26 protein-coding genes and 3 riboswitches are annotated in these 21,623 nt (G+C 45.4%); of the genes, 17 read left to right on the top strand and 9 right to left on the bottom strand.

All coding sequences use genetic code 11. The features are described from left to right. The first annotated feature begins 4 nt into the window (after positions 1 to 4). The 5 genes from ACFVS2_RS08370 to ACFVS2_RS08350 all read left to right on the top strand — a co-directional run bounded on the left by ACFVS2_RS08370 (position 5) and on the right by ACFVS2_RS08350 (position 4,759). Positions 5 to 994, top strand: a complete 990-nt coding sequence (locus ACFVS2_RS08370) for a Gfo/Idh/MocA family protein (RefSeq protein WP_390232970.1) — start codon at positions 5 to 7, stop codon at positions 992 to 994. 21 nt (positions 995 to 1,015) lie between these two features. Further along, entirely contained in the window at positions 1,016 to 1,639 is a 624-nt protein-coding gene (locus ACFVS2_RS08365) for a cyclase family protein (RefSeq protein ID WP_390232968.1), read from the top strand. A 105-nt stretch (positions 1,640 to 1,744) separates the two neighbouring features. Next, complete coding sequence (locus tag ACFVS2_RS08360) at positions 1,745 to 2,260, top strand: DinB family protein (RefSeq protein ID WP_390232966.1); 516 nt, start codon at positions 1,745 to 1,747, stop codon at positions 2,258 to 2,260. A gap of 263 nt (positions 2,261 to 2,523) precedes the next feature. Further along, a riboswitch (cobalamin riboswitch) is annotated at positions 2,524 to 2,729 on the top strand. A 159-nt stretch (positions 2,730 to 2,888) separates the two neighbouring features. Beyond that, on the top strand, positions 2,889 to 3,023 hold the full coding sequence (locus ACFVS2_RS08355) for a hypothetical protein (protein WP_255654063.1): 135 nt from the start codon (positions 2,889 to 2,891) through the stop codon (positions 3,021 to 3,023). Between the two features lie 96 nt (positions 3,024 to 3,119). Next, positions 3,120 to 3,226: riboswitch (SAM riboswitch) on the top strand. A 66-nt stretch (positions 3,227 to 3,292) separates the two neighbouring features. Beyond that, positions 3,293 to 3,404, top strand: a riboswitch (SAM riboswitch). An 89-nt stretch (positions 3,405 to 3,493) separates the two neighbouring features. Further along, entirely contained in the window at positions 3,494 to 4,759 is a 1,266-nt protein-coding gene (locus ACFVS2_RS08350; protein ID WP_390232964.1) for a homoserine dehydrogenase, read from the top strand. Between the two features lie 62 nt (positions 4,760 to 4,821). On the opposite strand, the gene ACFVS2_RS08345 is transcribed toward ACFVS2_RS08350, so the two are convergent. Beyond that, entirely contained in the window at positions 4,822 to 5,991 is a 1,170-nt protein-coding gene (locus ACFVS2_RS08345; RefSeq protein ID WP_390232963.1) for a CapA family protein, read from the bottom strand. Positions 5,992 to 6,068: 77 nt separating this feature from the next. On the opposite strand from ACFVS2_RS08345, the gene ACFVS2_RS08340 reads away from it, so the two are divergent. Beyond that, positions 6,069 to 6,878: a VOC family protein gene (locus ACFVS2_RS08340; protein ID WP_390232961.1), complete on the top strand. Its 810-nt coding sequence runs from the start codon at positions 6,069 to 6,071 to the stop codon at positions 6,876 to 6,878. Positions 6,879 to 6,964: 86 nt separating this feature from the next. Here ACFVS2_RS08340 and ACFVS2_RS08335 read toward each other — a convergent pair whose 3' ends face one another. After that, a complete protein-coding gene (locus ACFVS2_RS08335) occupies positions 6,965 to 7,957 on the bottom strand; it encodes an arsenic resistance protein (protein ID WP_390232959.1) in 993 nt (330 codons plus the stop codon). Positions 7,958 to 8,436: 479 nt separating this feature from the next. Here ACFVS2_RS08335 and ACFVS2_RS08330 point away from each other — a divergent pair, with 479 nt between their 5' ends. Next, positions 8,437 to 9,318, top strand: a complete 882-nt coding sequence (locus ACFVS2_RS08330) for a hypothetical protein (RefSeq protein WP_390232957.1) — start codon at positions 8,437 to 8,439, stop codon at positions 9,316 to 9,318. Positions 9,319 to 9,544: 226 nt separating this feature from the next. Here the strand turns inward: ACFVS2_RS08330 and ACFVS2_RS08325 are convergent, their stop codons facing one another. After that, positions 9,545 to 9,691, bottom strand: coding sequence for a hypothetical protein (locus ACFVS2_RS08325; RefSeq protein ID WP_390232955.1), 147 nt, complete (start codon positions 9,689 to 9,691; stop codon positions 9,545 to 9,547). 3 nt (positions 9,692 to 9,694) lie between these two features. Next, the gene (locus tag ACFVS2_RS08320) at positions 9,695 to 10,978 is read right to left on the bottom strand and encodes a helix-turn-helix domain-containing protein (RefSeq protein WP_390232953.1); all 1,284 of its coding nucleotides are present in this window, start codon (positions 10,976 to 10,978) and stop codon (positions 9,695 to 9,697) included. A 203-nt stretch (positions 10,979 to 11,181) separates the two neighbouring features. Here ACFVS2_RS08320 and ACFVS2_RS08315 point away from each other — a divergent pair, with 203 nt between their 5' ends. Further along, positions 11,182 to 11,406 carry a Spo0E family sporulation regulatory protein-aspartic acid phosphatase gene (locus ACFVS2_RS08315; RefSeq protein WP_390232951.1) on the top strand — a complete coding sequence of 75 codons (225 nt, stop codon included), beginning with the start codon at positions 11,182 to 11,184 and terminating at the stop codon, positions 11,404 to 11,406. A 23-nt stretch (positions 11,407 to 11,429) separates the two neighbouring features. Continuing rightward, positions 11,430 to 12,269 (top strand): hypothetical protein, encoded by an 840-nt coding sequence (locus ACFVS2_RS08310; RefSeq protein WP_390232949.1) that lies wholly within the window; start codon positions 11,430 to 11,432, stop codon positions 12,267 to 12,269. 447 nt (positions 12,270 to 12,716) lie between these two features. On the opposite strand, the gene ACFVS2_RS08305 is transcribed toward ACFVS2_RS08310, so the two are convergent. Together ACFVS2_RS08305 and ACFVS2_RS08300 are read right to left on the bottom strand one after the other, a co-directional pair. Then, a complete protein-coding gene (locus tag ACFVS2_RS08305; RefSeq protein ID WP_173617282.1) occupies positions 12,717 to 13,196 on the bottom strand; it encodes a CcdC family protein in 480 nt (159 codons plus the stop codon). Positions 13,197 to 13,294: 98 nt separating this feature from the next. Continuing rightward, complete coding sequence (locus ACFVS2_RS08300) at positions 13,295 to 14,494, bottom strand: MFS transporter (protein WP_173617283.1); 1,200 nt, start codon at positions 14,492 to 14,494, stop codon at positions 13,295 to 13,297. Positions 14,495 to 14,688: 194 nt separating this feature from the next. On the opposite strand from ACFVS2_RS08300, the gene ACFVS2_RS08295 reads away from it, so the two are divergent. Then, positions 14,689 to 15,369, top strand: coding sequence for a CPBP family intramembrane glutamic endopeptidase (locus ACFVS2_RS08295; RefSeq protein ID WP_390232946.1), 681 nt, complete (start codon positions 14,689 to 14,691; stop codon positions 15,367 to 15,369). Positions 15,370 to 15,390: 21 nt separating this feature from the next. Then, positions 15,391 to 15,942, top strand: a complete 552-nt coding sequence (locus ACFVS2_RS08290) for an RNA 2'-phosphotransferase (protein WP_390232945.1) — start codon at positions 15,391 to 15,393, stop codon at positions 15,940 to 15,942. Here the strand turns inward: ACFVS2_RS08290 and ACFVS2_RS08285 are convergent. Further along, complete coding sequence (locus ACFVS2_RS08285) at positions 15,939 to 16,472, bottom strand: DUF309 domain-containing protein (RefSeq protein WP_390232943.1); 534 nt, start codon at positions 16,470 to 16,472, stop codon at positions 15,939 to 15,941. The genes ACFVS2_RS08290 and ACFVS2_RS08285 overlap by 4 nt on opposite strands. A gap of 91 nt (positions 16,473 to 16,563) precedes the next feature. On the opposite strand from ACFVS2_RS08285, the gene ACFVS2_RS08280 reads away from it, so the two are divergent. Next, the gene (locus ACFVS2_RS08280) at positions 16,564 to 16,815 is read left to right on the top strand and encodes a hypothetical protein (RefSeq protein WP_173617287.1); all 252 of its coding nucleotides are present in this window, start codon (positions 16,564 to 16,566) and stop codon (positions 16,813 to 16,815) included. Between the two features lie 51 nt (positions 16,816 to 16,866). Here the strand turns inward: ACFVS2_RS08280 and ACFVS2_RS08275 are convergent, their stop codons facing one another. Further along, positions 16,867 to 17,037, bottom strand: coding sequence for a YjzC family protein (locus tag ACFVS2_RS08275; protein ID WP_007728413.1), 171 nt, complete (start codon positions 17,035 to 17,037; stop codon positions 16,867 to 16,869). A gap of 136 nt (positions 17,038 to 17,173) precedes the next feature. On the opposite strand from ACFVS2_RS08275, the gene ACFVS2_RS08270 reads away from it, so the two are divergent. The 5 genes from ACFVS2_RS08270 (at position 17,174) to ACFVS2_RS08250 (ending at position 21,121) form a co-directional block, all read left to right on the top strand. Then, positions 17,174 to 18,106: a GntR family transcriptional regulator gene (locus ACFVS2_RS08270; RefSeq protein WP_390232940.1), complete on the top strand. Its 933-nt coding sequence runs from the start codon at positions 17,174 to 17,176 to the stop codon at positions 18,104 to 18,106. A 357-nt stretch (positions 18,107 to 18,463) separates the two neighbouring features. Then, on the top strand, positions 18,464 to 18,688 hold the full coding sequence (locus tag ACFVS2_RS08265) for a hypothetical protein (protein ID WP_390232938.1): 225 nt from the start codon (positions 18,464 to 18,466) through the stop codon (positions 18,686 to 18,688). Further along, positions 18,676 to 19,026, top strand: a complete 351-nt coding sequence (locus ACFVS2_RS08260; protein ID WP_017249475.1) for a DUF4870 domain-containing protein — start codon at positions 18,676 to 18,678, stop codon at positions 19,024 to 19,026. The genes ACFVS2_RS08265 and ACFVS2_RS08260 overlap by 13 nt, the downstream gene beginning before the upstream one ends. Before the next feature lie 130 nt (positions 19,027 to 19,156). Continuing rightward, positions 19,157 to 20,332 carry a CaiB/BaiF CoA transferase family protein gene (locus ACFVS2_RS08255; RefSeq protein WP_390232936.1) on the top strand — a complete coding sequence of 392 codons (1,176 nt, stop codon included), beginning with the start codon at positions 19,157 to 19,159 and terminating at the stop codon, positions 20,330 to 20,332. Positions 20,333 to 20,350: 18 nt separating this feature from the next. After that, the gene (locus ACFVS2_RS08250; RefSeq protein ID WP_390233470.1) at positions 20,351 to 21,121 is read left to right on the top strand and encodes an enoyl-CoA hydratase/isomerase family protein; all 771 of its coding nucleotides are present in this window, start codon (positions 20,351 to 20,353) and stop codon (positions 21,119 to 21,121) included. A 4-nt stretch (positions 21,122 to 21,125) separates the two neighbouring features. Here ACFVS2_RS08250 and ACFVS2_RS08245 read toward each other — a convergent pair whose 3' ends face one another. Further along, complete coding sequence (locus ACFVS2_RS08245) at positions 21,126 to 21,551, bottom strand: Gmad2 immunoglobulin-like domain-containing protein (protein ID WP_390232934.1); 426 nt, start codon at positions 21,549 to 21,551, stop codon at positions 21,126 to 21,128. Positions 21,552 to 21,623: the final 72 nt, after the last annotated feature.

Genomic DNA, 21,623 nt, shown 5'->3' with positions numbered 1-21,623 from the left:
TGAGATGCGATTTGGCGTAATCGGAACGAACTGGATCACCGAGGAATTTATCCAGGCTGGTCAAGAAGTAGAAGGATTTTCTCTTCAGGCTGTTTATTCACGTACCATCGAACGCGCCAAGGAATTCGCTGACAAGTACCATGCTCCATTTGCCTATAACAGCCTAGAAGAAATGGCTACAAGCAAAAATATTGACGCGGTCTATATTGCGAGCCCCAACTCCTGCCACGCGGAGCAAGCGATCCAGTGCATGGACGCGGGGCTACACGTATTATGTGAAAAGCCACTGGCTTCCAATGCGATTGAGGTAGAAGAAATGATCGAGGCAGCGAAAAGAAATGACGTGCTGCTCATGGAGGCCGTCAAATCTACACTATTGCCCAATTTTTTTTCGATACAAGACAACCTGCACAAGCTGGGAAAAGTACGACGCTTTATTGCTAGTAATTGCCAATATTCTTCGCGCTATGACGCGTATCGTGAAGGGAAGGTTTTACGTGCTTTTGATCCTTCTTTTTCAAACGGAGCCTTGATGGACATCGGTATCTATTGTCTTTATCCGTTACTCATCCTTTTTGGCAGACCAGACGACATCAAAGCAGAAGGAATTGTGCTTGATTCTGGAGTGGACGGAGAGGGCAGTATGCTTTTGAAGTATCGAGAGATGGATGCAGTCATTAGTTTCTCGAAAATTACGACCTCCTATCAACCAGCAGAAATTCAAGGGGAGGACGCTACGATGGTGATCGATCGAATCAACCATCTCAAAGAAGTGGACATTCGTTACAGGGACGGACGAATCGAGCAAGTGACAAGGCCTCAAACCCCGAAGACCATGCATTATGAAATAAGAGAATTCCTACACTTGGCGAAGAGCGGGGCCAGACAATCTGCAACGAATTCGCATGAAGTATCCAAAATGGCCATGCAGGTCATGGATGAAGCGAGAAGACAGATGGGGATTGTTTTTCCAGCGGATCGTAAAAAACAGTAGGCAAAGGGGAGGGCGTTTGGGATGAAAATGTATGATGTAACTGCCACCGTGTACGAAGGAATGACGGTGTATAAAAACAAGCCAGAAAAGCAGCCGAAAATACGAACCGCTACGAATGGCTATGTAACAGAATCGAGAATCGACATGGACCTTCACTCTGGTACCCATGTAGATGCTCCCCTGCACATGGTGAATGCTGGCGATACATTTGAGAGTATTTCCTTGGAGAAGCTAGTGGGCAATTGCAAGGTTCTCGATCTCACAGCGGTAGAGGATAGGATCACTCGCTCCGATCTGGAGAGCTTCGATCTTGTGCGAGGAGATTTTGTCCTGTTTAAAACGAAAAACTCTTTTGAAGAGGCGTTCTCTTTTGAATTCATTTTTCTGTCTGAAGAAGGAGCAGAATATTTAAGTGAGCTGGGTGTGCGGGGCATTGGTACCGATGCACTTGGAATCGAACGCGCCCAGGAAGGACACCCCACACATAAAAAGCTGTTTGCAGCAGGAGTCATTGTCGTGGAAGGCTTGCGGCTAGCAGAGGTCCCGCCAGGCGAGTATTTTCTGGTAGCTGCACCACTCAAGCTGATCGGCACGGATGCAGCCCCGGCAAGGGTCCTATTGTTTGAAGGCTTACATAGCGAATAATGGTGAACGTCACCCGCCTGTGAAGATCAGGCGGGTTCGTTCGTATTGGGATGCATGGTGGTATAATTTGTCTAACCAAAATGAATGACGAGGAGTGGGAAATACATGCTCAGACGACCAGCTCGCGATGAATACGCTGCTTATTTTGACTATTATATTGGGCTTGTACCAGAGGGCGATCTGCAAACGATCCTCACGCAACAAGGAGAGAGGCAAGTCGCGCTATTTTCGTCACTTGCGCCTGAGCAAATTGATTATCGGTATGCACTAGGCAAATGGACGGTAAAAGAGGTTTTGGGTCATCTTGTCGATACAGAACGCATCATGAGCTATCGCTTACTGAGAATCGCGAGAGGAGATCAGACACCCCTCGTCGGTTTTGATGAGAATGCTTTTGTCGAACACGGGTGTTTTCAGCTAAGAGACCTCTCTGATTTACTGGAAGAGTATAAGGCTGTTCGGGCTTCCACCATCGCACAGGTCCGCGGAATCTTTCCGGAAGCGTGGTTGCGTACAGGACTTGCCAACGGAAACAAGCTATCTGCAAGGACGTTGGCCTATGTGATTGCTGGACATGAAGCTCACCACACTGCCATTTTGAAAGATCGGTATTTGGGGTAGGTCAGAGCCTCTCCTCTTTTGCCGGCAACAGCTGGACGAATATTTTTCCGGCAAGAGACATTCTTTTTCTGTTCCCCAGTGGATGAAAGGGACAGACTTTCAGAAAACAGTCTGGCACACATTGACCACCTATAGGAGCAAACGGGAGTTTAGCAGGCTGTTCGGGTGACTTGTGGCGAAAGGAATGGTTACTGACCCACGAACAATGTTCGAAAAACAAGGAGGAATAAGGTAAAATCTGAGTGTAGTAGTAAGAAATGACAATTCCATAGGTGGAAACAGGTTCCTTAGGGCGTAACCAATTCGCCACAAGGATAATAGGGAAGCTCGGTGCAAATCCGACACGGTCCCGCCACTGTAAGAGGGGAGTCAGCGTCCAACAAGCCACTGGTCTATCAAAATAGACGGGGAAGGCGACGCTAGACGATGAACCCATAGTCAGGAGACCTGCCTGTTTCGACAACACTGATAGACCTACGGGAGATAGGGAGGTGTTAGAGATGGCTTGCGAAAAACAGCGAGTGGACAAGTACGTCCCTCCTTTTCTGGCATTTTCTAACGATCGTCACGGTCGAGTGGAAAATGCTCTTTTTATTTTGGGCAGGATAAAAGAAGAGGAGGGTGTGCGATGATGCAACTTTTTATTTGCCAATGGTGCGGATATGTCGAGGAAAAAGAGCTGCCTGAGGAATGCCAGGAGGGCGTGTTTCATTGCACTTGCTGTAGTATGGAAGAGGTAGAAAGCCTGTTCACCCACAACTGAGAAAGCCTGGCCAATTCAGATTGCAATCAGAAAAGAAAGAATTTTGTTGACGCTTGCCTTGGAATTTCTTAGAATAAAGCTCAACAGCATAAATGGTTCTTATCCAGAGAGGTGGAGGGTCTGGCCCGATGAAGCCCGGCAACCGTTGCATAATGCGACAAGGTGCCAATTCCTGCGAGACGTTTCGTCTCGAAAGATAAGAAGCGGGTTACTCCATTAGTAGATGAACCTTCTTCTTAGCGAAGAAGGTTTTTTTCAATTTCATATTTTCTTTATCCAGAGAGGTGGAGGGACTGGCCCGATGAAGCCCGGCAACCGTCACGCATATTTTGTGACAAGGTGCCAATTCCTGCAGGACATATACGTCCTGGGAGATAAGGAGGGGGAGCATTATTAGCTGCTAACAAGCCTTCTTCTTATCGAAGATGGCTTTTCTTTTTATCTAAAATTCGGGGTATGGGGTGGTCAGGATGAGTGCAGAAGTGGTACGCGTGGGATTATTGGGATTGGGAACAGTGGGTGGAGGCGTAATCAAAACGATCCGTTCGCAGCAGGAGAAGCTGGCTTCTCGTCTGGGTAAACGAATTGAGATCGTCAAGGCATTGGTGCGTGACTCGGAAAAAGAGCGGGCGGTTCATATCGACCCGGCTTTACTGACAACAGACTTTGAGGATGTATTGAGCAGCAATGTGGATATCGTGGTGGAGGTCATGGGTGGTGTAGAACCTACCTATGACTACGTCCGTGCTTTGATCGAAAAGGGCTGCCATGTGGTAACTGCCAACAAAGAGCTCCTGGCGAAAAAAGGAACGGAGCTAGTCGATTTGGCAAATCAACATCAAGTGCATCTTGCCTATGAAGCGAGTGTGGCAGGGGGCATCCCGATCTTGAGCGTGCTCCGGCAGTTCCTACGCACGAACGATATTCAAGGCGTTCGTGGTATTCTTAACGGAACAACGAACTTCATTTTGACGAAAATGGAGGCAGAGCAGCTCTCCTACCAGGAGGTGCTTAAGCAAGCGCAGGAGCTGGGCTATGCGGAAGCAGACCCTCGTTCGGATGTGGAAGGCTTTGATGCTATGTACAAGTTGTATATCTTGGCACAGCTTGTGTACGGAGAATCGCTGCCTTTAGCAGATGTTGTTCGCAAAGGAATTGCAGATTTGTCAGCAGGTCACATTCGAATTGCGAGCGAGCTCGGGTACCGGATCAAGCTGATCGCGCAGGCCTATCAAGCTGAGAAAGGAATTCGCCTATCTGTTGAACCAACCATGCTTCCGCTGAGCCATCCGTTGGCGCAAATCCACGACGCGTTTAATGCTGTCCAGCTATCCGGCAACATCGTAGGAGACTTGTTGTTTACAGGAAGAGGGGCAGGAGAGCTCCCCACAGCAAGTGCAGTCGTGGAGGATTTGGCCTATTTATTGACACAGCCATTCACACCGCATCCTACTTGGAAAGAAAAAACGGCTGACAAAGCTGGAGTCACGGTGGACTCGGTAGAACACGTCCTATGTTATCTTGAGGGCTCATGTCATACTGCTACGCCAGATCGTGTCCTGCATTTCCTTCAGCACGCAGGAGTCAACGTGCATAAACTAAAAGTCCAATTCGACTTGGGAGGCGTCTTGCGCGCAGGTTTGATCGTGACAGGAATCAGCGAAGAGCACGAGTTCCTATTGAAAAATGATTTTGGCTTAGAAGTGCGCTGCTTCCCTATTATCGAATCTGCGTAAGTAAGAGGAATCATAAGAAGAAAAGCCGTATTTCTAGTTACCTGGAAACACGGCTTCTTTTGTCAGGGGGCAGTCTCCACCGCTTTTGCACGAGGTTGAATACGCCCGTCACTTTGTATGTCGACACTCTCTGAAATGGATTCAATGCGTTTTAGCAGGGTAGCGCCGTTGCTTTCATTCATGGGTACAGCTTGTCCCAATTCTGCGTGAAACGGAAGCATCGTCAGCTCACAATCGCCGCTTTTCGTACAGTTTGCTTGCAGAACCATCGTTTCCCAGGTCTTGGGTTCGTTTGATCGTGTGAAAATGAAATTGCCGAGACTGTACGCAATCCATTTGTCGTTGTATCGTTCAAAACCTTGAAGTACGTGGGGATGACCGCCGACAATCAAATCTGCACCAGCATCGATGTAGGCACGAGACAACTCTTTTTGATGATCGACAGGATAATCAGCGCGTTCCTTGCCCCAGTGTGCAATCACCACGACGAGATCCGCTTGGTTTTTCGCTTCTTGGATCGCTTTTACTGCTAGTGAAGGATCGTAGGAAGCGGCCATACCTGGCTGGGAATGCCCTGCATACCAGCTCGTTTCGGGAATGACCCTGCTGAAGCCGAGAATCGCGATCTTGATGCCGTTCTTTTCTATGAATACAGGTGAATAGGCACGGCTGGCATCCTTACCTGCGCCGACGTATTCAATCCGGTTTTCGTCTAAAGCGTCAAAGGTATCCAGCAATCCCGGCGCTCCTTGATCCATCGAGTGGTTATTGGCGAGATTCACCACATCAATCCCAGCGTTTTTCATGGCAGGAACAGCAAGTGGCGACGACTTGTAGACATAGGCCTTGTTCTGTGCAGCAACACCAGTTTCGGTGATCGGCGTCTCCAAATTGGCAATTGTGATATCATCTTGCAAAAAGAGCGAGCTTACATGCTTGTATGGGTAGTCATAGCTGTTTGCTAGTAAGGTTTTCTCTACATTCCCTGACATCATGATGTCACCGACAAAGGTGAGCTGCACAGAAGTCTTTTGGTTCACGGTATTGTCAGGAGCAGGCTGCGTGTTCGGGTTGGCATGTTCTCCATCCATAACAGTTTGGAATAGGTAGTAGGTTCCGACGACGAAGATGGCCAACACGCTAAATAGGAGCGTGTTCTTTCCAACGCGTGCCCATTTTCTGCGTGAGTGCTTGCGCCGAACTTTTACCCGGCTTGATCTGGTCTCTTTCATTTTTCCCCCTTGTCATTCTATCCTTACATAAATGAATTTTGATATCCTATAAGTAATACGAAAAGAGGCGAAAAAAGGTGCGATTAACTTTTGATCATTTGGTTCATTTTGTACAGCGAACCCCTCAGGAAGCATCGGAACAATTTTGCCAAGCGGGTTTTCATGCGGTAGCTGGAGGGCGTCATGCGTCTTGGGGGACATGGAATAGCCTTAGTTATTTCGGGCTTTTTTATGTTGAATTTTTGGCGGTTGAACACGAGGAGCTTGCTCGACAATCAGATAATCCGCTCGTACGTCAATGTATCGAGGATGAAGCAAAGGGAGAAGGATTTGGTCAGATTGCGCTTCGGACCAAAGAGATGGATGCGTGGGCAGAGCGCCTGCGAAGCCAAGGTTTGCAGGTTACTGGACCTGTTGCGGGAAGTCGTACGCGTGATGATGGCACGACGCTTCGGTGGCGGATGTTATTCCTCGAAGATACAGATAGTGCTCTTCTACCGCCATTTCTCATTGAATGGTCGCAAACAGATGAGGAAAGAATAGAAGATTTGACGAATCGTGGCATCATTGGCGCACATCCGAACGGTGCAGCCCATCTCCAGTCAGTAGGCTATGCAGTAAAAGATCTGGAAGAAGCAACAGCACGTTGGCAAAGTTGGTTTGGATGGAAGAAGAGCGAAAAATTCCACGATAAAGAACTGGGGGCCATCTGCCAAGCATTTGAACTTCCGGGTGGAAATGTAGTGCTTTGCCAACCGACTGAGGAGGGATTGGCGCAGACTGCATGGAAAAATCGCGGGCAAAGACCGTTTTTTGTGAGGCTGGCAGGAGCAAGCCAAAATAGCGAGTATAAGATTGGTGGAGGATCTTACTTTCTAGCTACTTAGGTGTCCCCATCTGACACACATACAAGGGGTGGTACCAACGAAGTTGACACCACCCGTAATGTAGATAGTTTAATCATCTACGAATACTATTCATTTTTGTTTTCAGCATTTCTGTTCGTCTCTCGTAAAAGTACATTTGGAACAAGACGAATATATAATAGCTCCCCAATAAGTTCTACAATTGTTTGGGTTACGATTACAGCAGACACTACCCCGTTTAGAGGTTCAGGTAGCGCCAGTGCAAAAGGAAGAACGACAAGAGAGTTACGGGTTCCTGCACTAAAGATGAGAGCCCGCCCTGCACCGGTATCTAAACGGAATAGACGAGAAACGATACGTGCAATAATCGGTGTAATGGCCATATATGCTACATAGACGGGAATCACTTGGCTAATAAAATGAAAAGAGGTATATAGTTTAGAGATTTGGGATGCAACAACAATCAAGAGGGTTAGTGCCATAAAAGGCACAGGAAGCCATGCTGTAGCCTCAAGAAAACGTTCTCCGTATGGTTGGCGTCTTGACCACCATTGAGTAAGTAGAGCAAGTACCAGTGGAACAACAATAAGACCTAAAAACGCTTCGAGAAACGGTCCGACACTTACAATTTCTGCCGATGTCTTGCCCATAAAAAGCCATAGATAAATAGGCAATAAAAGCATTTGGGTGACAAAGAGTATAGGGGTTGAAACCAAAACAAGCTTTTCGTTCCCTCTCCCAAGATGTGTAAAGACGATAACATAGTCAATGCAGGGGGTAAGCAAAACAAGGAGTACACCTAATAGAATTGCTGGATCGGTTGGAAGAAGCTGAGTTAACCCCCAAACAAGGATAGGTACAGCTATGTAATTCGTAACAAGTAGCGCATAAATGAACTTTCGATTCGAGAGCGCCTCTTTTAAACGAAAAAACGGTATTTGAGCAAACATTCCATACATTAAGATGGCAAGTATGAACGAAATCATGCTATCTAAGCTCGCACTGGATTCTGGCCACAACAAACCTGTTCCAGCGGCAATAATTAGTACGAAAGCATAGAGCCATACTTGATTCTTTTCTAATTGTTCTCTTGAAATCACTTCTTATACTTCCCCTTCCTAACACGAACCCGTATTTTCTATCTTCTCCAAGCATTCCGACCATGTAAGACATTTACAGCTTAGCCCTCTGCCCTTGAGTTAAAGGTAACTTTTAGTTTTATGGTTAATTATATCTCGTTACGAAAGGGGAAGACAGTATTGAGTAAAGAGGAACGAAGAAGCGAAAGCATTCTTACGCACTGACTTTCAAGAGAAAATGAACATGATAGCTCAGGAAGAGGGCGAAGCATTCAAACAAAAAACCATCTCGTAATCGGAGAGGGTTTTTGTTTTTTTGTCGTACGTTCCTCGATCACTGGATGCCAACCGTTTTCTTACCCAGAGGATTCCTGTGATGGTGGAATGCCCAATCTGAAACGGAACGAAAATTGTAATTTGTAAAAATGGTGAAATTTGGATGAAAAAACGCAAAAATGAAGATAAAATACAAGACAGAAGAGAAAGTGGAGGTGATAGGGATGCTCATAGTGAGTATCTTATTAAACATAGTCCTAATTGTTCTGTTAGTCTTTATCTACAAAAAACGTGAAGAAACCGAGTCAAACCTAGGATGGAAAGTTGTTGGATATTTTTGTTTAGGGGCATTTGCTTTTAAGGTAGACGAGATCCCCTTACCTTTAGGTTTTTTGTTATTTCTTTTGATTTTCCGTCCAAAGACGAATGTTATAACAAAAAAACGTTCCGCTTATCTCGGTTTAGTATGTTTCCTCATCCTGCATTTGATTTTGCCAGCAGTGGAGAGGGATCTGTTTGAACGTCCACGAGATGTAGCTGCTGCCAGCGACAATATGTTTCAAATCAATTTCACGAACGATTGGATGACGATACGAGATCAACTCAAAATCGAAGAGCATGCACGGCTGGTATATTTTAAGGCGCATTATCAAAAAAATGGTCAGATAGATGAATTGTACTATTATGTAGTCAGCGTTTCAGGAAAGCACTCTGTTTATTATGATATCCATTTTTCTGCTGACACAAATCGATATACAATTCGCGCTGAGAAAATTGGTGTTGAAGGGTTAGAATATGTGGAATTTGTACAAGCTTCGAGATTTTTTGAAGTTTTGGATGAGGTTCAGGTCCGAAACCTTTCTTTGGAACAGCCATTTGTAGGGTATACCCTCAGATTCGATGGAGAACGGATAAAGGATAATGACGAGTATCAGCAAAAATATGTGATCCTGGGGAAAGAAATCAAAACCATTACCAAGGATCAACTTCCGACAGAAGGGTATCCCATCAATATTTGCGGGAAAGAGAAGCCTTACGGATTACCGACTGGGTCTGGAGTATCATACAGATGTGAAGCGAATGCAGATTTCTTTTTTGCTGACTGAAAATGAAAGAAGGGGCTGTCCCAAAAAGTCCATTTTCGAGTAATTTGTATCGTAATTAAAAACCCAAGAACGTTGATTTAACGGCATTCTTGGGTTTTGTTTTTTTAGTTATTGTACAAGGATTTACGCTCCCACCCATACCTATATTGAATCGCGTCATTATTTACTCCATTTCTCTCAGAAGATGCTAATGAGTCAAAAAATGTAATGATTGTAAAAATTAAATCTAAAATCCTGGTCTATCAGCATATTGAACGATAGAAGCTGATGATTTATTTTCTAATGCACCGCTGTACCCATTATCTGTTAAGAAAGTCAGGGAGAACGAAAATAATGATACTGTGCTTACTATAACTAACACTTTTCTCATCATGGCTTATTCACTCCTTTCCTCACTATTATTTACAATATTATACACCAGTATTGCCTTTTCAAGAAATTCATGTTTCATTATTTTTCCGAATACAGCGAAAATTTCGGGTGTAATGTCCAACATGCGAGTATGATTATTGACTTTCGCATAGTTTTGTATACAACTCAGATAAGCTTCTACACCTTCTTCATAGTTTTCCTGTTGGGTGAAAAAATTCCCTTTAAATCTGTAGTATCTAGCAAGTTCATCGTAATAATAGGGGTCTTCGATGTCATATAGAACCTTGCTGTCTTCCACTTTGAAGAGTTCCCCTATTGAATCGTGGGAATTGTTACGAAATAAAGCATCCAAAAGAACATTTACCCTGTGTAGCCTATTACCGTCTACAGCTTCTTCAACACACTCGCGCAAAAGTGGTATTGCTTCTCGTACATCCCCAGTCTTTGATAGTATAATCGCACGATAGAACTTTACACGGTCAGTGACAAATTTGTATCCTTTATCTTCGTAGAGCTTGAGGTGCTTTTCTAGCAACGGATAATCTTCTAGGTATAAGTAAGAGTTACAGATAGCCAAAGCCACCTGCTCTTGTAGGTGGTTGATTGTTGTATCCTCACGATGTCCTAATTTTCCGAGTTCAATGCACTCGTGATATCTCTTGGCTCCAAATGCATGAAGAGACATGCGGTAATAGAATGTAACTCTTTCTTCCTGAGATAACAGCTCCTTATAATCAAGTAATTTCTCTCCCATACGGAATGTTTCTTCTAGCCGTTTTAGGTCGTATCGTTCGAATAAATACTTTTGCAATAGACCTTTTGCAACGAACCTAGGCTCTCCTCTTTCTCTTGCATACTTAACGATGGAATTATAAAGGGTTATCTTAATTTTGGGATTGAGAGTGGCAGTAGTAAATCCATACAGTCTTTCCAGCAACGTATCGGTAGTTTCTAATGGAGATTGAAGGAATTGGAGTGAGACTTTTTCAATCAGTGGCGAGTCGCCATGAAATTGAGTTAACTCTTGAAGTATGTCCTCCAACAACTCAGGACGATGTTCCTCTTCTATGTAGCATTCCATCATTTCGTCATATAAATCAGGCAACTCTGTAACCAATGTTTTCACAGTTTTGTACTCAGGTCGCTTGGTCTCTCCATTTTCAATTCTGGATAGAACGCCTTTGCTGATTCCTGTTTTCTCGGCTAAATCCAATAAAGATAAATTATTTTGACTTCTATAGCGTGACAAAATATCCCCGATGGACTTCCGTATTCCTACACTCTTCATGCTTATTAACTCCTTTTCTTCCAATTTATGTAAACGATTATACTAACTTGATACATATATATCAATTGCTAGTATTCGACACTGTCCCGAGATGATTAGTAATGAATTGACTCAAGGGTTGCAAGGTTGGGTATTTTTGTGAAATTCTTGCAACCTCTGATATTTTGAGTAAAGAGCGAGGTGATGTGATGGGGGTGAGTTAAATGGCGAGAAGGCATGGAATGAGGGACGAAGACTTGTCGAGGAAGATTAATACCCTTCAACTCCAACTGAACGAAATTTTCAAACAAAAGGGAAGTTTAATTGACTGTGCTGTGGTAAAGGTGAGTCAAGAGCTTGATGATTACGTAGTGGAACATCAACGTAGAATGAGAGATAAGGTGTTAGGCAAAGAGGGTACCACCAGATATAGTCGAAGAATAATCTGATTAACAATTTAGGGGGCATTGTGATGAAAAAAGCAGTTATGGCGGCATTTGTTTCTTTAAGCCTGCTATCGAGTGTATCTTTACCTACAGTGGCATTCTCGCAATCTTCAGAGATCAGTGATGGTTGGGGAGGTGACTCACTCACACCTGAACAGATTGAAAAGTTGCTGACGGATGTAGGATTAACTCGTACAGAATTGCAGCAATTTCCTCAAGAAATACTTGAAGAATTATTGAATAATGATGCTAAGAAACTTGCCGAAAATACAAAAGAAATTAATATGAGTAAGTACCTAACTAAAAATAACATCATTACTCCTAATGAGGAAGTAGATGGGGGATGGCTTGAACTTAATTCAAAAGCTTTCGAAGTTAAAAGTGACGACCCCGATAAAAAGAAATTTTACTTTTATGGGAAATATGAATGGACGGATAGCCCAGCATTCGATTTAACAGACGCTGTTAGTATTGGATTCCCCGATTCTGCTGAATTCGTATTACCGATGTCATCGAGAGGGAAAGTAAGAGAACATGAAACACGTTACTGCTACAGACCTGATAACAACTCGTCTGCAAAATGGAAATGTTCAACTGATACGTCTGCTCACGAGTGGGATAATGGAATGGGAGTTGGAAACATAATGGATTTAGAGGAAATGCCGAGTAACCTTGCTCATAAAGGGTATATTGGACAATATGTATATACTGAACGAAAATCTGGATATGTAAACATTAAGTTCGAGTATGGACACCAAGCAATTGATGTGGGAAATCCTGAGTTTGCTGTTTATCCTGCTGGATTATCAATTCAACCAGAAAGTGTTGATTATACGTTTGATTATGGTTTAGAATTTGAATGGTAGTAATTTCCAAAGCCCCCTCCTTAACAGCCTGAGGGGGCTTTATTATACTGAAAAGGAGAGTGCCCATGATACTTTTTTTAATTATTTTGTTGGCTTTTTTGGGATTTTGTTTTATTTTTTCACTGTTGGAAGCTATTAAATATGCAACGCAAAGTAATTTCATTAAATATAACACATTACGTAACATTTCTTTGATAAGTTTTGTTCTGCTTCTTATCGTTTCTTTTATTATTGCGAGAATAATAGCTAATTAAGATTGAGTTTTGGAAATTTAAAAGGTGGCTGTCCCAAAAGTCATTTACTGATTTTTTGAATCCCTACTGAAATAAGTAAAAGTTACTAAATAAGAGCATCCCGCTCCACTGTGATAGTGAAACGGGATGTTTTTTCATTCCTTTTTGGGATTCAGACGTTCGTGATTACCCTTTTGGGACAGCCCTTTTTTTACTAGGTACCAAACGTTTTTTTAGTTAAATTCCGGTACATCACCAGCATCGCGATACGCCAAGGTACGAGCATACCGAATGCGAGCAAGAAGAACAGTCCACCCGTTTGAATCGGTGTAAAGCTATCATTGATCAGCAGTTTAATAATCAACCGGATGACCAACAGACCGGACAGAATGAAGAAAAACGCACGGGACCGTTTCAAATACACATCTTGCCCAATGATTTCGAAGCGTGACGTCATAATCAACGGAATCGAAAAGATAAGCCCAACCACAAAGGCTGCAATATCAAACTTGGGCGGTAATTGCGCCTCCGGGAATAAGAACATCGCAAACCCTGTCGCCATAAAGAAGGGTGGCAAAATAATGCTTTTTGCAGAAGCCGGCTTTTTTTGCCGACGCATTCTCACAAAGATCACTGCAATGGCCATCACGAGAGGCAGCAAAATTCCCAAAATGGGAGAGGAAAGTATCTGCATGGAAAAACGCCTCCATAATTGTTCAACATACTTTCACTAGTGTACACCAAAGCATGGTCTGTGGGAAAGCGTTTGTCATGGTATATTACATTCCGATACTAGGCAGCTGCTTCATCGTGGGAGCGTACATCCAGCTTATGCTTTTTACTGTAGAAGAAAGTCAATAAGCCAAAGAGCACTGTCACCGAGCCGATGAAGAGGAGGTAGCCGCTAATGCCGAGAAGGTCCAGCCCAACTCCTGTAATCGCGAGAGCCAACAAGAAGAATCCACGATCCAGCATGCTTTTGAAAGAAAAGAATCGCCCTTGCTGGTGTGGAGGTAAACGCTTCTGGAAAATCGTTGCGGTGACCGGGAAGAAGAAAGCAACGACAAAGCCGAACATGGAGAAGGAAGCGAGCACCATGAATTTGTTATCGGCGAATGACATGCCAAACTGGGACAGCGCGAAGAAAAAGAGCATGATGGTGGACGCTGCCACGAGGTTTCTGCGGCCGATCCAACGTTTTGCCAAGAGCCCCCCAATCAAAATGCTGATTCCTTCTGCTGCATAGATCCATCCCATGAGCTGAGGTTCCTGTTGTAGCTCGCTAAAGTTCAAGATCATCAGGTTCAGACCACCAAGGAACAAGGTAATCAGCCCGTTATTAATCAATCCGACAAACAAGGCCGGGTCCTGTCGCGAGATCGTCAGCACTTCGCGAAACTCCACTTTTTCCTGAATCTTCCGTGAAGTGACTGGAGGAATGCGGAGAAAGAGTGTGACGACAGCGAGTACAGCGTACGCGATGATGGAGCACACATACAGCATGGACAGGTCCATGGAGGCAACGAGTATACCGCCGATGGCTGTTCCTCCAATGCGCGAGAGGGTAGAGATATTCAAATATGCGCTGTTCGCCTTGAGTAACTCGTCCTGGGAAAGGATGGCTGGCAAGGAAGCCTGCACGGTTGGAAAATAAAACGCAGCAGAGCATTGCATCACGATCAAAGATACGATCATCCACAGAAGAGAATCGTTTGCAAGAGCGGGGAACATGAAGACTGGGCTGAGTGTTCGGACCAGGCTGGCAAACAGCATGATCTTGCCTTTGTCGTACATGTCAATCACCACACCCGCTTTAGGGGCGAGGAGAATGCTGACCACCAATCCACACATCAGAATCAAGCCCTTCACCGTATCAGAAGGAACGAGTTTCTGCATGAATGCAAGATTGGCAATAATCGAAATCCACATGCCCGCTCCCGCGACGATCTCTCCGCTCATTAAAAGCAGAAAGGTACGATTACGCCATAACATGAGAGCCACTCCAAACATTCGTTAGATAGGTAAAAATTTGAACCGATCCATTCATTTGATAAAAAGCGATTTCTCAAGTATAGCATTCATGCAAACGCTTGTATATTTATTGTCTTTGTGGGTATTCTTCGTGTTCATAACGGACAAACTAACGCAATACTGCGGCCATTACGCCCAAAAGGAGCTATTCGTAAATGGCGCGAAAACGGACGTTGCTACTGTTGATCGTGTATGGATTTGCTGCGACACTCACGATCTTTTACGGATTGGTGGAAAAGCATAGCGTGATTGTCACGTTCTTTTCTTTTCATGTGCTTGTTTGCATCTGTATCCCCGTCATTCACGGATGGTGGGAAGGAGATTTGCGAAAGCACTGGCTTTTGGCCTGGGGAAGTTTTGAATGGCAGGGTACTTTATACGGACTGGCATTTGGCGTTCTTATGTTGACAGGAGTGCTGGCTGGGCTTTGGTTGCTCCTGCAGGAATCGGGAAGACCTGAAGCTGTTCGAACAGGTATGGAAGCATGGGGGATTGAACGCCGCTGGATTTTGGTTTTTTCCTTCTACCTCGTTTTCATTAACTCGCTGCTGGAAGAGTTGTTCTGGCGAGGATTCGTATTGCAGCGGTTGCGCGCATCCTTATCCATCTTGATGTCCATTTTTCTTTCTAGCTTTTTTTATTCCTTGTATCACCTGATTATCTCTACGATCCTATTTGGTTTTCGAAACGGCTTGCTCATTACGTCGATGGTTTTTGGTGCAGGGCTGATTTGGGGATGGATGAAAGGGATGTTTCCTTCGATTTATCCAAACTGGTTTAGTCATTTGTTCGCGGATTTGGGTCTCGCACTAGCTGTGGTTCTCTGGATTTATTGACCGGATTGGAGGGCGAAACTGATGCTGGCGATTCATGAAGAAACGAGACTTCGCAAGCGATTACTCAGTATACTTCGGCAAAACAGTGAAGCATTTCAACTCTACTATGACACGTATGGTTATACCCCAGTTGAGTCGTTGCTGGACTATCTTCATACGCTGAAAGGGTGCGCATACATAACCAGGCAAGATCTTCATCAAGTCGTGGAATTCGACCCGGAGCGGAGTATCGAATGGGACGGTGGAGCACTTATTCGAGTTACCTACGGCTTTTTGCCCTCGATTGCAAAAAGCAGGCTCATCGAGAGCGCACCACCTGATGTTCTTTATTACGGAACACATCGAAAGTTAGTGAAACAAGTACTCACTGGCGGCCTGTTGCCGATTGCCAGTGAGTATGTGCAGCTTGCGGATAGACTGGAGCATATTGGAGAGCCGACAGACACATTGCGCCTCGTCACTGTGAATGCAAAGGAGGCCCATGAAGCCGGCATTTGCTTTTACCGAGTGGGAGAACACTATTGTTTGAGCGATGCTGTCCCGGCCGGTTATTTGCAGCTGTACGCAGATTAGTTCGACTCGTTGATTCGACGTGCTTCGCGCCTTTGTAGCTGGTGCTGGCGTTCTGCCAAAACGTCGCTTCGATCTCTCAGGGTATGCTTATTCAGCAAGTAGGCGTCTTGCATATCACTATCCCGATGTTCAGGGTGATTTTGCATCGTACAAGCCTTTTGATACGCCTGTTTCAAAGTATCGGACATGGGCAAGGACAGGCTTCGATAGGGCTGACCAGTTTGCATTTCCGTCAGGCGCTCTTCAAGCAGGCTCGCCAGACTGTCACTATCCAACCCAAGCTTTTGGATGTCAAGATGATGCCTTTTGACAAGGGATATGGCGCTTGTGAGCATTTTGATTGCACCTGACTGATTCCCGCGTCTCTGGTGATAAAGAGCGACGGAGATTTGAATCAAGCCAACCCACACTGGCTCTCGCTCATGTGGAGGAGCGCTTTTCCAATACTCCTCGAGAATCTCATGACACTCAAAATAATCGCGTTCTACATGAAACTGGATCAAATAATCCAGATACGGTTGCGGATACATGGTGATCTTCACCTCACTGCTTGGTTTTCAATCGTTCGTTTATGTACTATTATAAAGCATAGAGAGTAGAAAATGAGGTGTAAAACCATTTATGACAAGAGATGAACTCGTAGCCGTATTGGAAAAAAAGCGAATGACCGAAATCATAGAACTGATCGAGGATGCTGAACAGGGAGAACTGGAAGAGCTCGAGCTCGTGGAAAGCCTGGGATTGCTCATGGATCAGGAGTTGAACAAAGAAGTCCTTTCGTTATTGGAGAGCTTGGGAGTCACCATTATTTACTTGAGCGGTGATGAAGAAGACGAAGAGGAAGAAGAAGACAACGAAGACGACGACAATTAGTAAAAAAGAGAACCAACCTTGTGCATGGTGCCAGGTTGGTTTTTGCATTCCTTACTTTTGCGTCCATACGCGATTTTTATTTCGTGTAGCGGGGAACTTTTCCCCTCTGGAAAGCTCGATGATCATCGGGTCCTGCACACTTGCGCCGGATTCACCAATCTCCATGTAAACGGCATTTTTCGGAGACTTTTCTCCTTCACGAAAACGACTGTGTTCTCCCACGAAGGCACCTTCTTCCTAAGGAATTGTCATCTGAATTAGTATGACCCGGTACACTGGCTTCATGCTTTCCCTTCTATTGACGATCGATTTTGAATTCCTATACGATCATTTTCATTACTTTTGGAGAGGTGAATCCATGCTATCTTTGACCTTGAAAAAGGAATCTAATATATCTTATCACGAGCAATTATACCAACAAATTTCATCCTCGATTCGAAGCGGTGAGCTTCCTTCCCAAGAGCAGCTGCCAACGGTTAGGGAGTTGGCGGCACAGCTGAAAGTCAATTACAACACCGTTCGCAGCGTGTATTTGCGTCTCCAGCAAGAAGGACTGGTTGATTGTCGGCAAGGGAGGGGAACGATTGTAAGCAATAGCGCAAGTGACGCGCACTTGACACGTAATCCGATCCATCTTGCTTTACTCGCCAAAGAAACCATTCATAAAGTAAAAGCAATAGGCTATACCATGGATGAATTCTCGCGCGTCCTTTCCTGTGTGTTACAAGAAATCAATCAGTTTCCGGTTCTTTTTTTGCGGTTCACAGAGCTGGAGGTCACTGAATATATGCGTTTGGTGCAGTACCATCTTCCGAGTGTGATGGTCGAAGGGAGAACCATCGAGGATTTTTCCCAGCAGGTAGAATGCGATGCGAATTTTTTGCAGCAGTACAAAGCCATCGTTATCCCTCCTTGTGTTAACTTGAAACTTCCGAAGGATGCTCCTCCTATCGTTAGCCTTGATTTTATCCCGGACCCGACGACTGTAATCCCTGCCATGGAGGCCTACCCACGAAATACGCAAGTCGGATTGATCTGTGCGACCATACGAGGCGGTGCGGGGATGATCAATGATCTCTACAACGCGGGCATCACGCATTTGGATATTCGGACAATAGAAGCGAACCATGCCGAAGTGTTTGATTTGATTACATCTTGTGATGTCGTGTATATTTCCAAGCCTGGCTATATGGTGAAGCCTCATTTGCTGACGTTGCCAAAAGTAAAGGAATTTCAAGAAATTCCTGACCACCACGGTATTAATGAGCTGCGCAAGCTCGTCACCCATTAAGTTAGATGCATGAGTATGCTCTCATGTACCGGAGTTACCTGGTCGGAAAAAGCGCGATCCAACCAGCGATTGACCACTCCTACTTCTGAATAGCCTACGAGACATCCGCTGATTTTGACTAGTGTATAGACTTATGTCCATGCCGATATGCCTTCACCTACATACCTTGTAGATGTAACGAACAAGAAGGGGTGAGGTTAATGAGTTGCGGATGCAGAAGATCTCGTCGCAGATGCTTTAAATGCTGCGAAAAGAAAGTGTACAGAAAGCATTGCTTCTACAAGCCACACTACAAAACCCATTGTAAACCATACGGTCGTAGTTGTGGACACGGACATTGTGGAGGTGGAGGCCACTATGGCGGTTGGGGCCAATTTGGCGGCGGCTATGATGGTTACGGCTCCTCTCATGGTGGCGGGTATGGTGGAGGGTACGGCGGCATGTACGGTGGAAGTCACGAGAGCAAGTATTAATAGAGAAAGGCGCCGTGGTGGCGCTTTTTTCGTTTTTTCGCAAGTTTTGCGCAATTTGTCGTACAATAGAGGAAAAGGATTAATGGAGGTATGGATATGCAATTCCTGAATGGGAAAGAGGAACGAATGTGGGCGATGATCGTACATCTATCCGCCTTCCTTGGTTTTATCGTTCCGTTCGGCAATGTACTAGGACCTTTAATTGTATGGTTGATCAAGCGTGAAGAAGGAGCCTTTTTTTATCAGCATGGAAAAGAGGCACTGAATTTTAGCATCTCGGTGACGATTTATGCCGCCATTTCAAGTTTGTTGATCATCATTTTTATCGGCGCACTATTATTAGGAGCCCTCTTTATTTTTTGGGCGATCTTCGTTATTATCGCTGCGGTGAAAGCGAATGAGGGAAAAGAATTCCGGTACCCGCTCACTCTCCGGTTTATAAAATAACCGTTCTTGGAAAAGCCGTTCCACTTGGGACGGCTTTTATATTTGTTTGAATTTTCTATTAAAAAAGAGGGTGAACAGTCGTTCATCTCGAATTAAAAGAGAGTGTAGTCGGTGAAGGGGGAGTCAAATCATGTTGACGGGAGTGACGATAGTTGATTTTTCTCGCCATCTTCCAGGTCCGATTTGTACGATGCGCCTGGCTGATTTGGGGGCAGAGGTCATCGAGGTGGAACCGTTTCACGACAAAGCTCACTCACCGTTAACCGGGCCTTCTTATCCTGAAGCTAGAGAGACGGGAGCGTTTTACCTGCGTTCACATCGCAATCATAAAAGTATTTCCTTGAATTTGCGGACGAATGAGGGAAAAGCGCTCGCGTTTGCTCTGGCCAGACAGGCTGATGTCGTGGTGGAAAGCTATCGACCAGGTGTTATGCGACATTTGGGACTTGATTACGATCGCCTGTGGGAGATGCACCCTGCGGTCATTTATTGCTCCGTGACGGGCTATGGTCAAAGCGGCGAGCTATACCAAATAGGGGGACATGACTTGAATGTCCAGGCAGTAAGCGGATTTCTCTCACTGGTTCGCGATCTGGAAGGCAAGCCTGTCGTTGCAGATATTCCGCTATCTGATTATGCACTCGGGTTGTATGCTAGTGAACAAATATGCGCGGCGCTTGTGCAACGAGCACGGACAGGACGAGGAGCTTATTTGGATGTTTCGTCAGCTGACTTGTTTAGTTCTTGGACAGGGCTGCATGCACTGTTCATGTTATACAGCTCCTCGATTGGACGGGAGACCGGGAGTGGGAGTTTGCTGGCGTATCAGGTCTTTGAGACAGCAGACGGTCAGTATGTCGCACTTGCTGCGTTGGAAGAGAAGTTCTGGCTTAATTTTTGCCGCGCGGTAGGAAGAGCAGACTGGGAGCTTTGCCATCGAGCTAGCGTTGCTGAGCATTCAGAGGTGTTTGACGATATGAAAGCACTGTTTTTGTCCAGAACCCAAGCCGAGTGGAGTGAACTGGGCAGTGAAGTGGATTGCTGTCTGACCGCCGTTGAAGATTGGGAAAACTGGGCAGACAATCCGTACGTTGCGAACAGGGAGATAGCGTATACGCTGCCTTATTTGGAAAAGAAGTCGCCCGATCAAGAGGGGAGCTTCGCACATCGATACAGGGCGGAGCGATTGTCACCCCCGTGGCACACCGATTACACGTACGAGCTGCTCAAACGCAAGCTGAACCTCACAGAGGAGGATTTGAGCAGGCTGCAAAGGCAGGGTGTTATTCCTGCTGCTTCTTCATAGGAAAGGGTGAGAAAAATGATGGAACAGGATCATCAAACGCAATTGATCGTAACAAAAGCTAGTGGAATCTGCACGATTACACTCAACAGGCCACACGTCCTCAATGCGATGACGGTTGAAATGTTTTCCCTTTTGCAGGACGCTATCGCAAAAGCCTCAGCAGATGAGGAGGTCGATGTGCTTATTTTGCGGGGAGCGGGGGGGAACTTTTGCTCCGGTGCTGATTTGGGCGTGTTGACTGCGCTGACGGATAAGAGTGACGCTGATCAATCATTGACGATTATTAATGATTTCATCACTAACTTGCATCAAATGCCAAAGCCTGTGATTGCAGTGATCGAGGGAGTAGCCGTCGGAGCGGGACTCAATCTCGCGTTGCATGCTGATTTCGTCATTGCGAGGGAAGACGCCCTGTTGCAGGAGCCTTTTGTCCAGATCGGTCTGACAACGGATTTTGGAGGGACATACCTTATGCCAAGGCTTGTTGGTACGGCGTGGGCGAAGCGTCTCGCACTGCTGGGAGAAAAGATTACAGGGAAAAAAGCGGAGGAAATCGGCTTGATCTATCGAGCGGTAGAAGATAGTCAAGTCGAAAGTGAGGTTGAAAAATTGGTTGCTGCGGTACGTCGCCTGCCGAAGCAAGCGTATGCGGTAACAAAAGAAGGATTGGGACGCTGCCAGGCAAACGGCCTAGAATATGCACTGGCCTGGGAAAAGCAACAGCAGCCGTCCCTAATCGGAAGTCCAGAATTTCAGGAGCTTGTACAAGCGAAGCTGAAGCGCACGTAGTAGTTTATTTTGGTAGTGGGATGTTTAGCTCATGAATGCGCTGTCCTGTCGCTGCACTTTCCTCGAACAAAGAGAGCACAGGTGATTTTGCGCTTGGGTCCAGCTTGAGATCGATGGAAAAGCTTCCCCAGTCAGGAGCGCCCATGCTAGCTGTCACAAAGCTATTTGCCAATGTCTTGTCTCCGTCCGTCACGACGAATCGTACGTTGGCTTCGTTCACGCGTGCTTCACCCTTAATCGTATATTGTCCTTCACCTGTTTTGGTGATCGCAATATTCCGAAACGATTCATTCTCGTATTGTCCCTTGTCTTCTCCAACAGGATGAGAATGTGTGCTAGCTGCTGCGGGCGGAATGATGGCGGGGAATGATACAGCAGTCAAGCTCATGGCGAGTAAGCAGGTTGTCAGCATATTTGTTCGAAATTGCATGTTTTTCCTTCCCTTCATTCGTTTTCCTCTCTAGGTTGTCGAAATTGGAGTGGAACTATTCTTGGGAGTTGT

It is taken from the genome of Brevibacillus sp. NPDC058079 (assembly GCF_042885155.1).
Taxonomy (GTDB): domain Bacteria; phylum Bacillota; class Bacilli; order Brevibacillales; family Brevibacillaceae; genus Brevibacillus.
This window is presented reverse-complemented; position numbering and strand designations above follow the sequence as displayed.

Bases quoted from the DNA above. Each gene is read 5' to 3' on its own strand.
- ACFVS2_RS08255 (WP_390232936.1), top strand. From the start codon at position 19,157: ATGTTGACGGGAGTGACGATAGTTGATTTTTCTCGCCATCTTCCAGGT.
- ACFVS2_RS08350 (WP_390232964.1), top strand. From the start codon at position 3,494: ATGAGTGCAGAAGTGGTACGCGTGGGATTATTGGGATTGGGAACAGTG.
- ACFVS2_RS08355 (WP_255654063.1), top strand. From the start codon at position 2,889: ATGATGCAACTTTTTATTTGCCAATGGTGCGGATATGTCGAGGAAAAA.
- ACFVS2_RS08345 (WP_390232963.1), bottom strand. From the start codon at position 5,991: ATGAAAGAGACCAGATCAAGCCGGGTAAAAGTTCGGCGCAAGCACTCA.
- ACFVS2_RS08310 (WP_390232949.1), top strand. From the start codon at position 11,430: ATGAAAAAAGCAGTTATGGCGGCATTTGTTTCTTTAAGCCTGCTATCG.
- ACFVS2_RS08325 (WP_390232955.1), bottom strand. From the start codon at position 9,691: ATGATGAGAAAAGTGTTAGTTATAGTAAGCACAGTATCATTATTTTCG.
- ACFVS2_RS08265 (WP_390232938.1), top strand. From the start codon at position 18,464: ATGGCGGTTGGGGCCAATTTGGCGGCGGCTATGATGGTTACGGCTCCT.
- ACFVS2_RS08250 (WP_390233470.1), top strand. From the start codon at position 20,351: ATGGAACAGGATCATCAAACGCAATTGATCGTAACAAAAGCTAGTGGA.
- ACFVS2_RS08280 (WP_173617287.1), top strand. From the start codon at position 16,564: ATGACAAGAGATGAACTCGTAGCCGTATTGGAAAAAAAGCGAATGACC.
- ACFVS2_RS08365 (WP_390232968.1), top strand. From the start codon at position 1,016: ATGAAAATGTATGATGTAACTGCCACCGTGTACGAAGGAATGACGGTG.
- ACFVS2_RS08320 (WP_390232953.1), bottom strand. From the start codon at position 10,978: ATGAAGAGTGTAGGAATACGGAAGTCCATCGGGGATATTTTGTCACGC.
- ACFVS2_RS08245 (WP_390232934.1), bottom strand. From the start codon at position 21,551: ATGCAATTTCGAACAAATATGCTGACAACCTGCTTACTCGCCATGAGC.
- ACFVS2_RS08260 (WP_017249475.1), top strand. From the start codon at position 18,676: ATGCAATTCCTGAATGGGAAAGAGGAACGAATGTGGGCGATGATCGTA.
- ACFVS2_RS08270 (WP_390232940.1), top strand. From the start codon at position 17,174: ATGCTATCTTTGACCTTGAAAAAGGAATCTAATATATCTTATCACGAG.
- ACFVS2_RS08300 (WP_173617283.1), bottom strand. From the start codon at position 14,494: ATGTTATGGCGTAATCGTACCTTTCTGCTTTTAATGAGCGGAGAGATC.
- ACFVS2_RS08295 (WP_390232946.1), top strand. From the start codon at position 14,689: ATGGCGCGAAAACGGACGTTGCTACTGTTGATCGTGTATGGATTTGCT.
- ACFVS2_RS08285 (WP_390232943.1), bottom strand. From the start codon at position 16,472: ATGTATCCGCAACCGTATCTGGATTATTTGATCCAGTTTCATGTAGAA.
- ACFVS2_RS08330 (WP_390232957.1), top strand. From the start codon at position 8,437: ATGCTCATAGTGAGTATCTTATTAAACATAGTCCTAATTGTTCTGTTA.
- ACFVS2_RS08305 (WP_173617282.1), bottom strand. From the start codon at position 13,196: ATGCAGATACTTTCCTCTCCCATTTTGGGAATTTTGCTGCCTCTCGTG.
- ACFVS2_RS08290 (WP_390232945.1), top strand. From the start codon at position 15,391: ATGCTGGCGATTCATGAAGAAACGAGACTTCGCAAGCGATTACTCAGT.
- ACFVS2_RS08315 (WP_390232951.1), top strand. From the start codon at position 11,182: ATGGCGAGAAGGCATGGAATGAGGGACGAAGACTTGTCGAGGAAGATT.
- ACFVS2_RS08360 (WP_390232966.1), top strand. From the start codon at position 1,745: ATGCTCAGACGACCAGCTCGCGATGAATACGCTGCTTATTTTGACTAT.
- ACFVS2_RS08370 (WP_390232970.1), top strand. From the start codon at position 5: ATGCGATTTGGCGTAATCGGAACGAACTGGATCACCGAGGAATTTATC.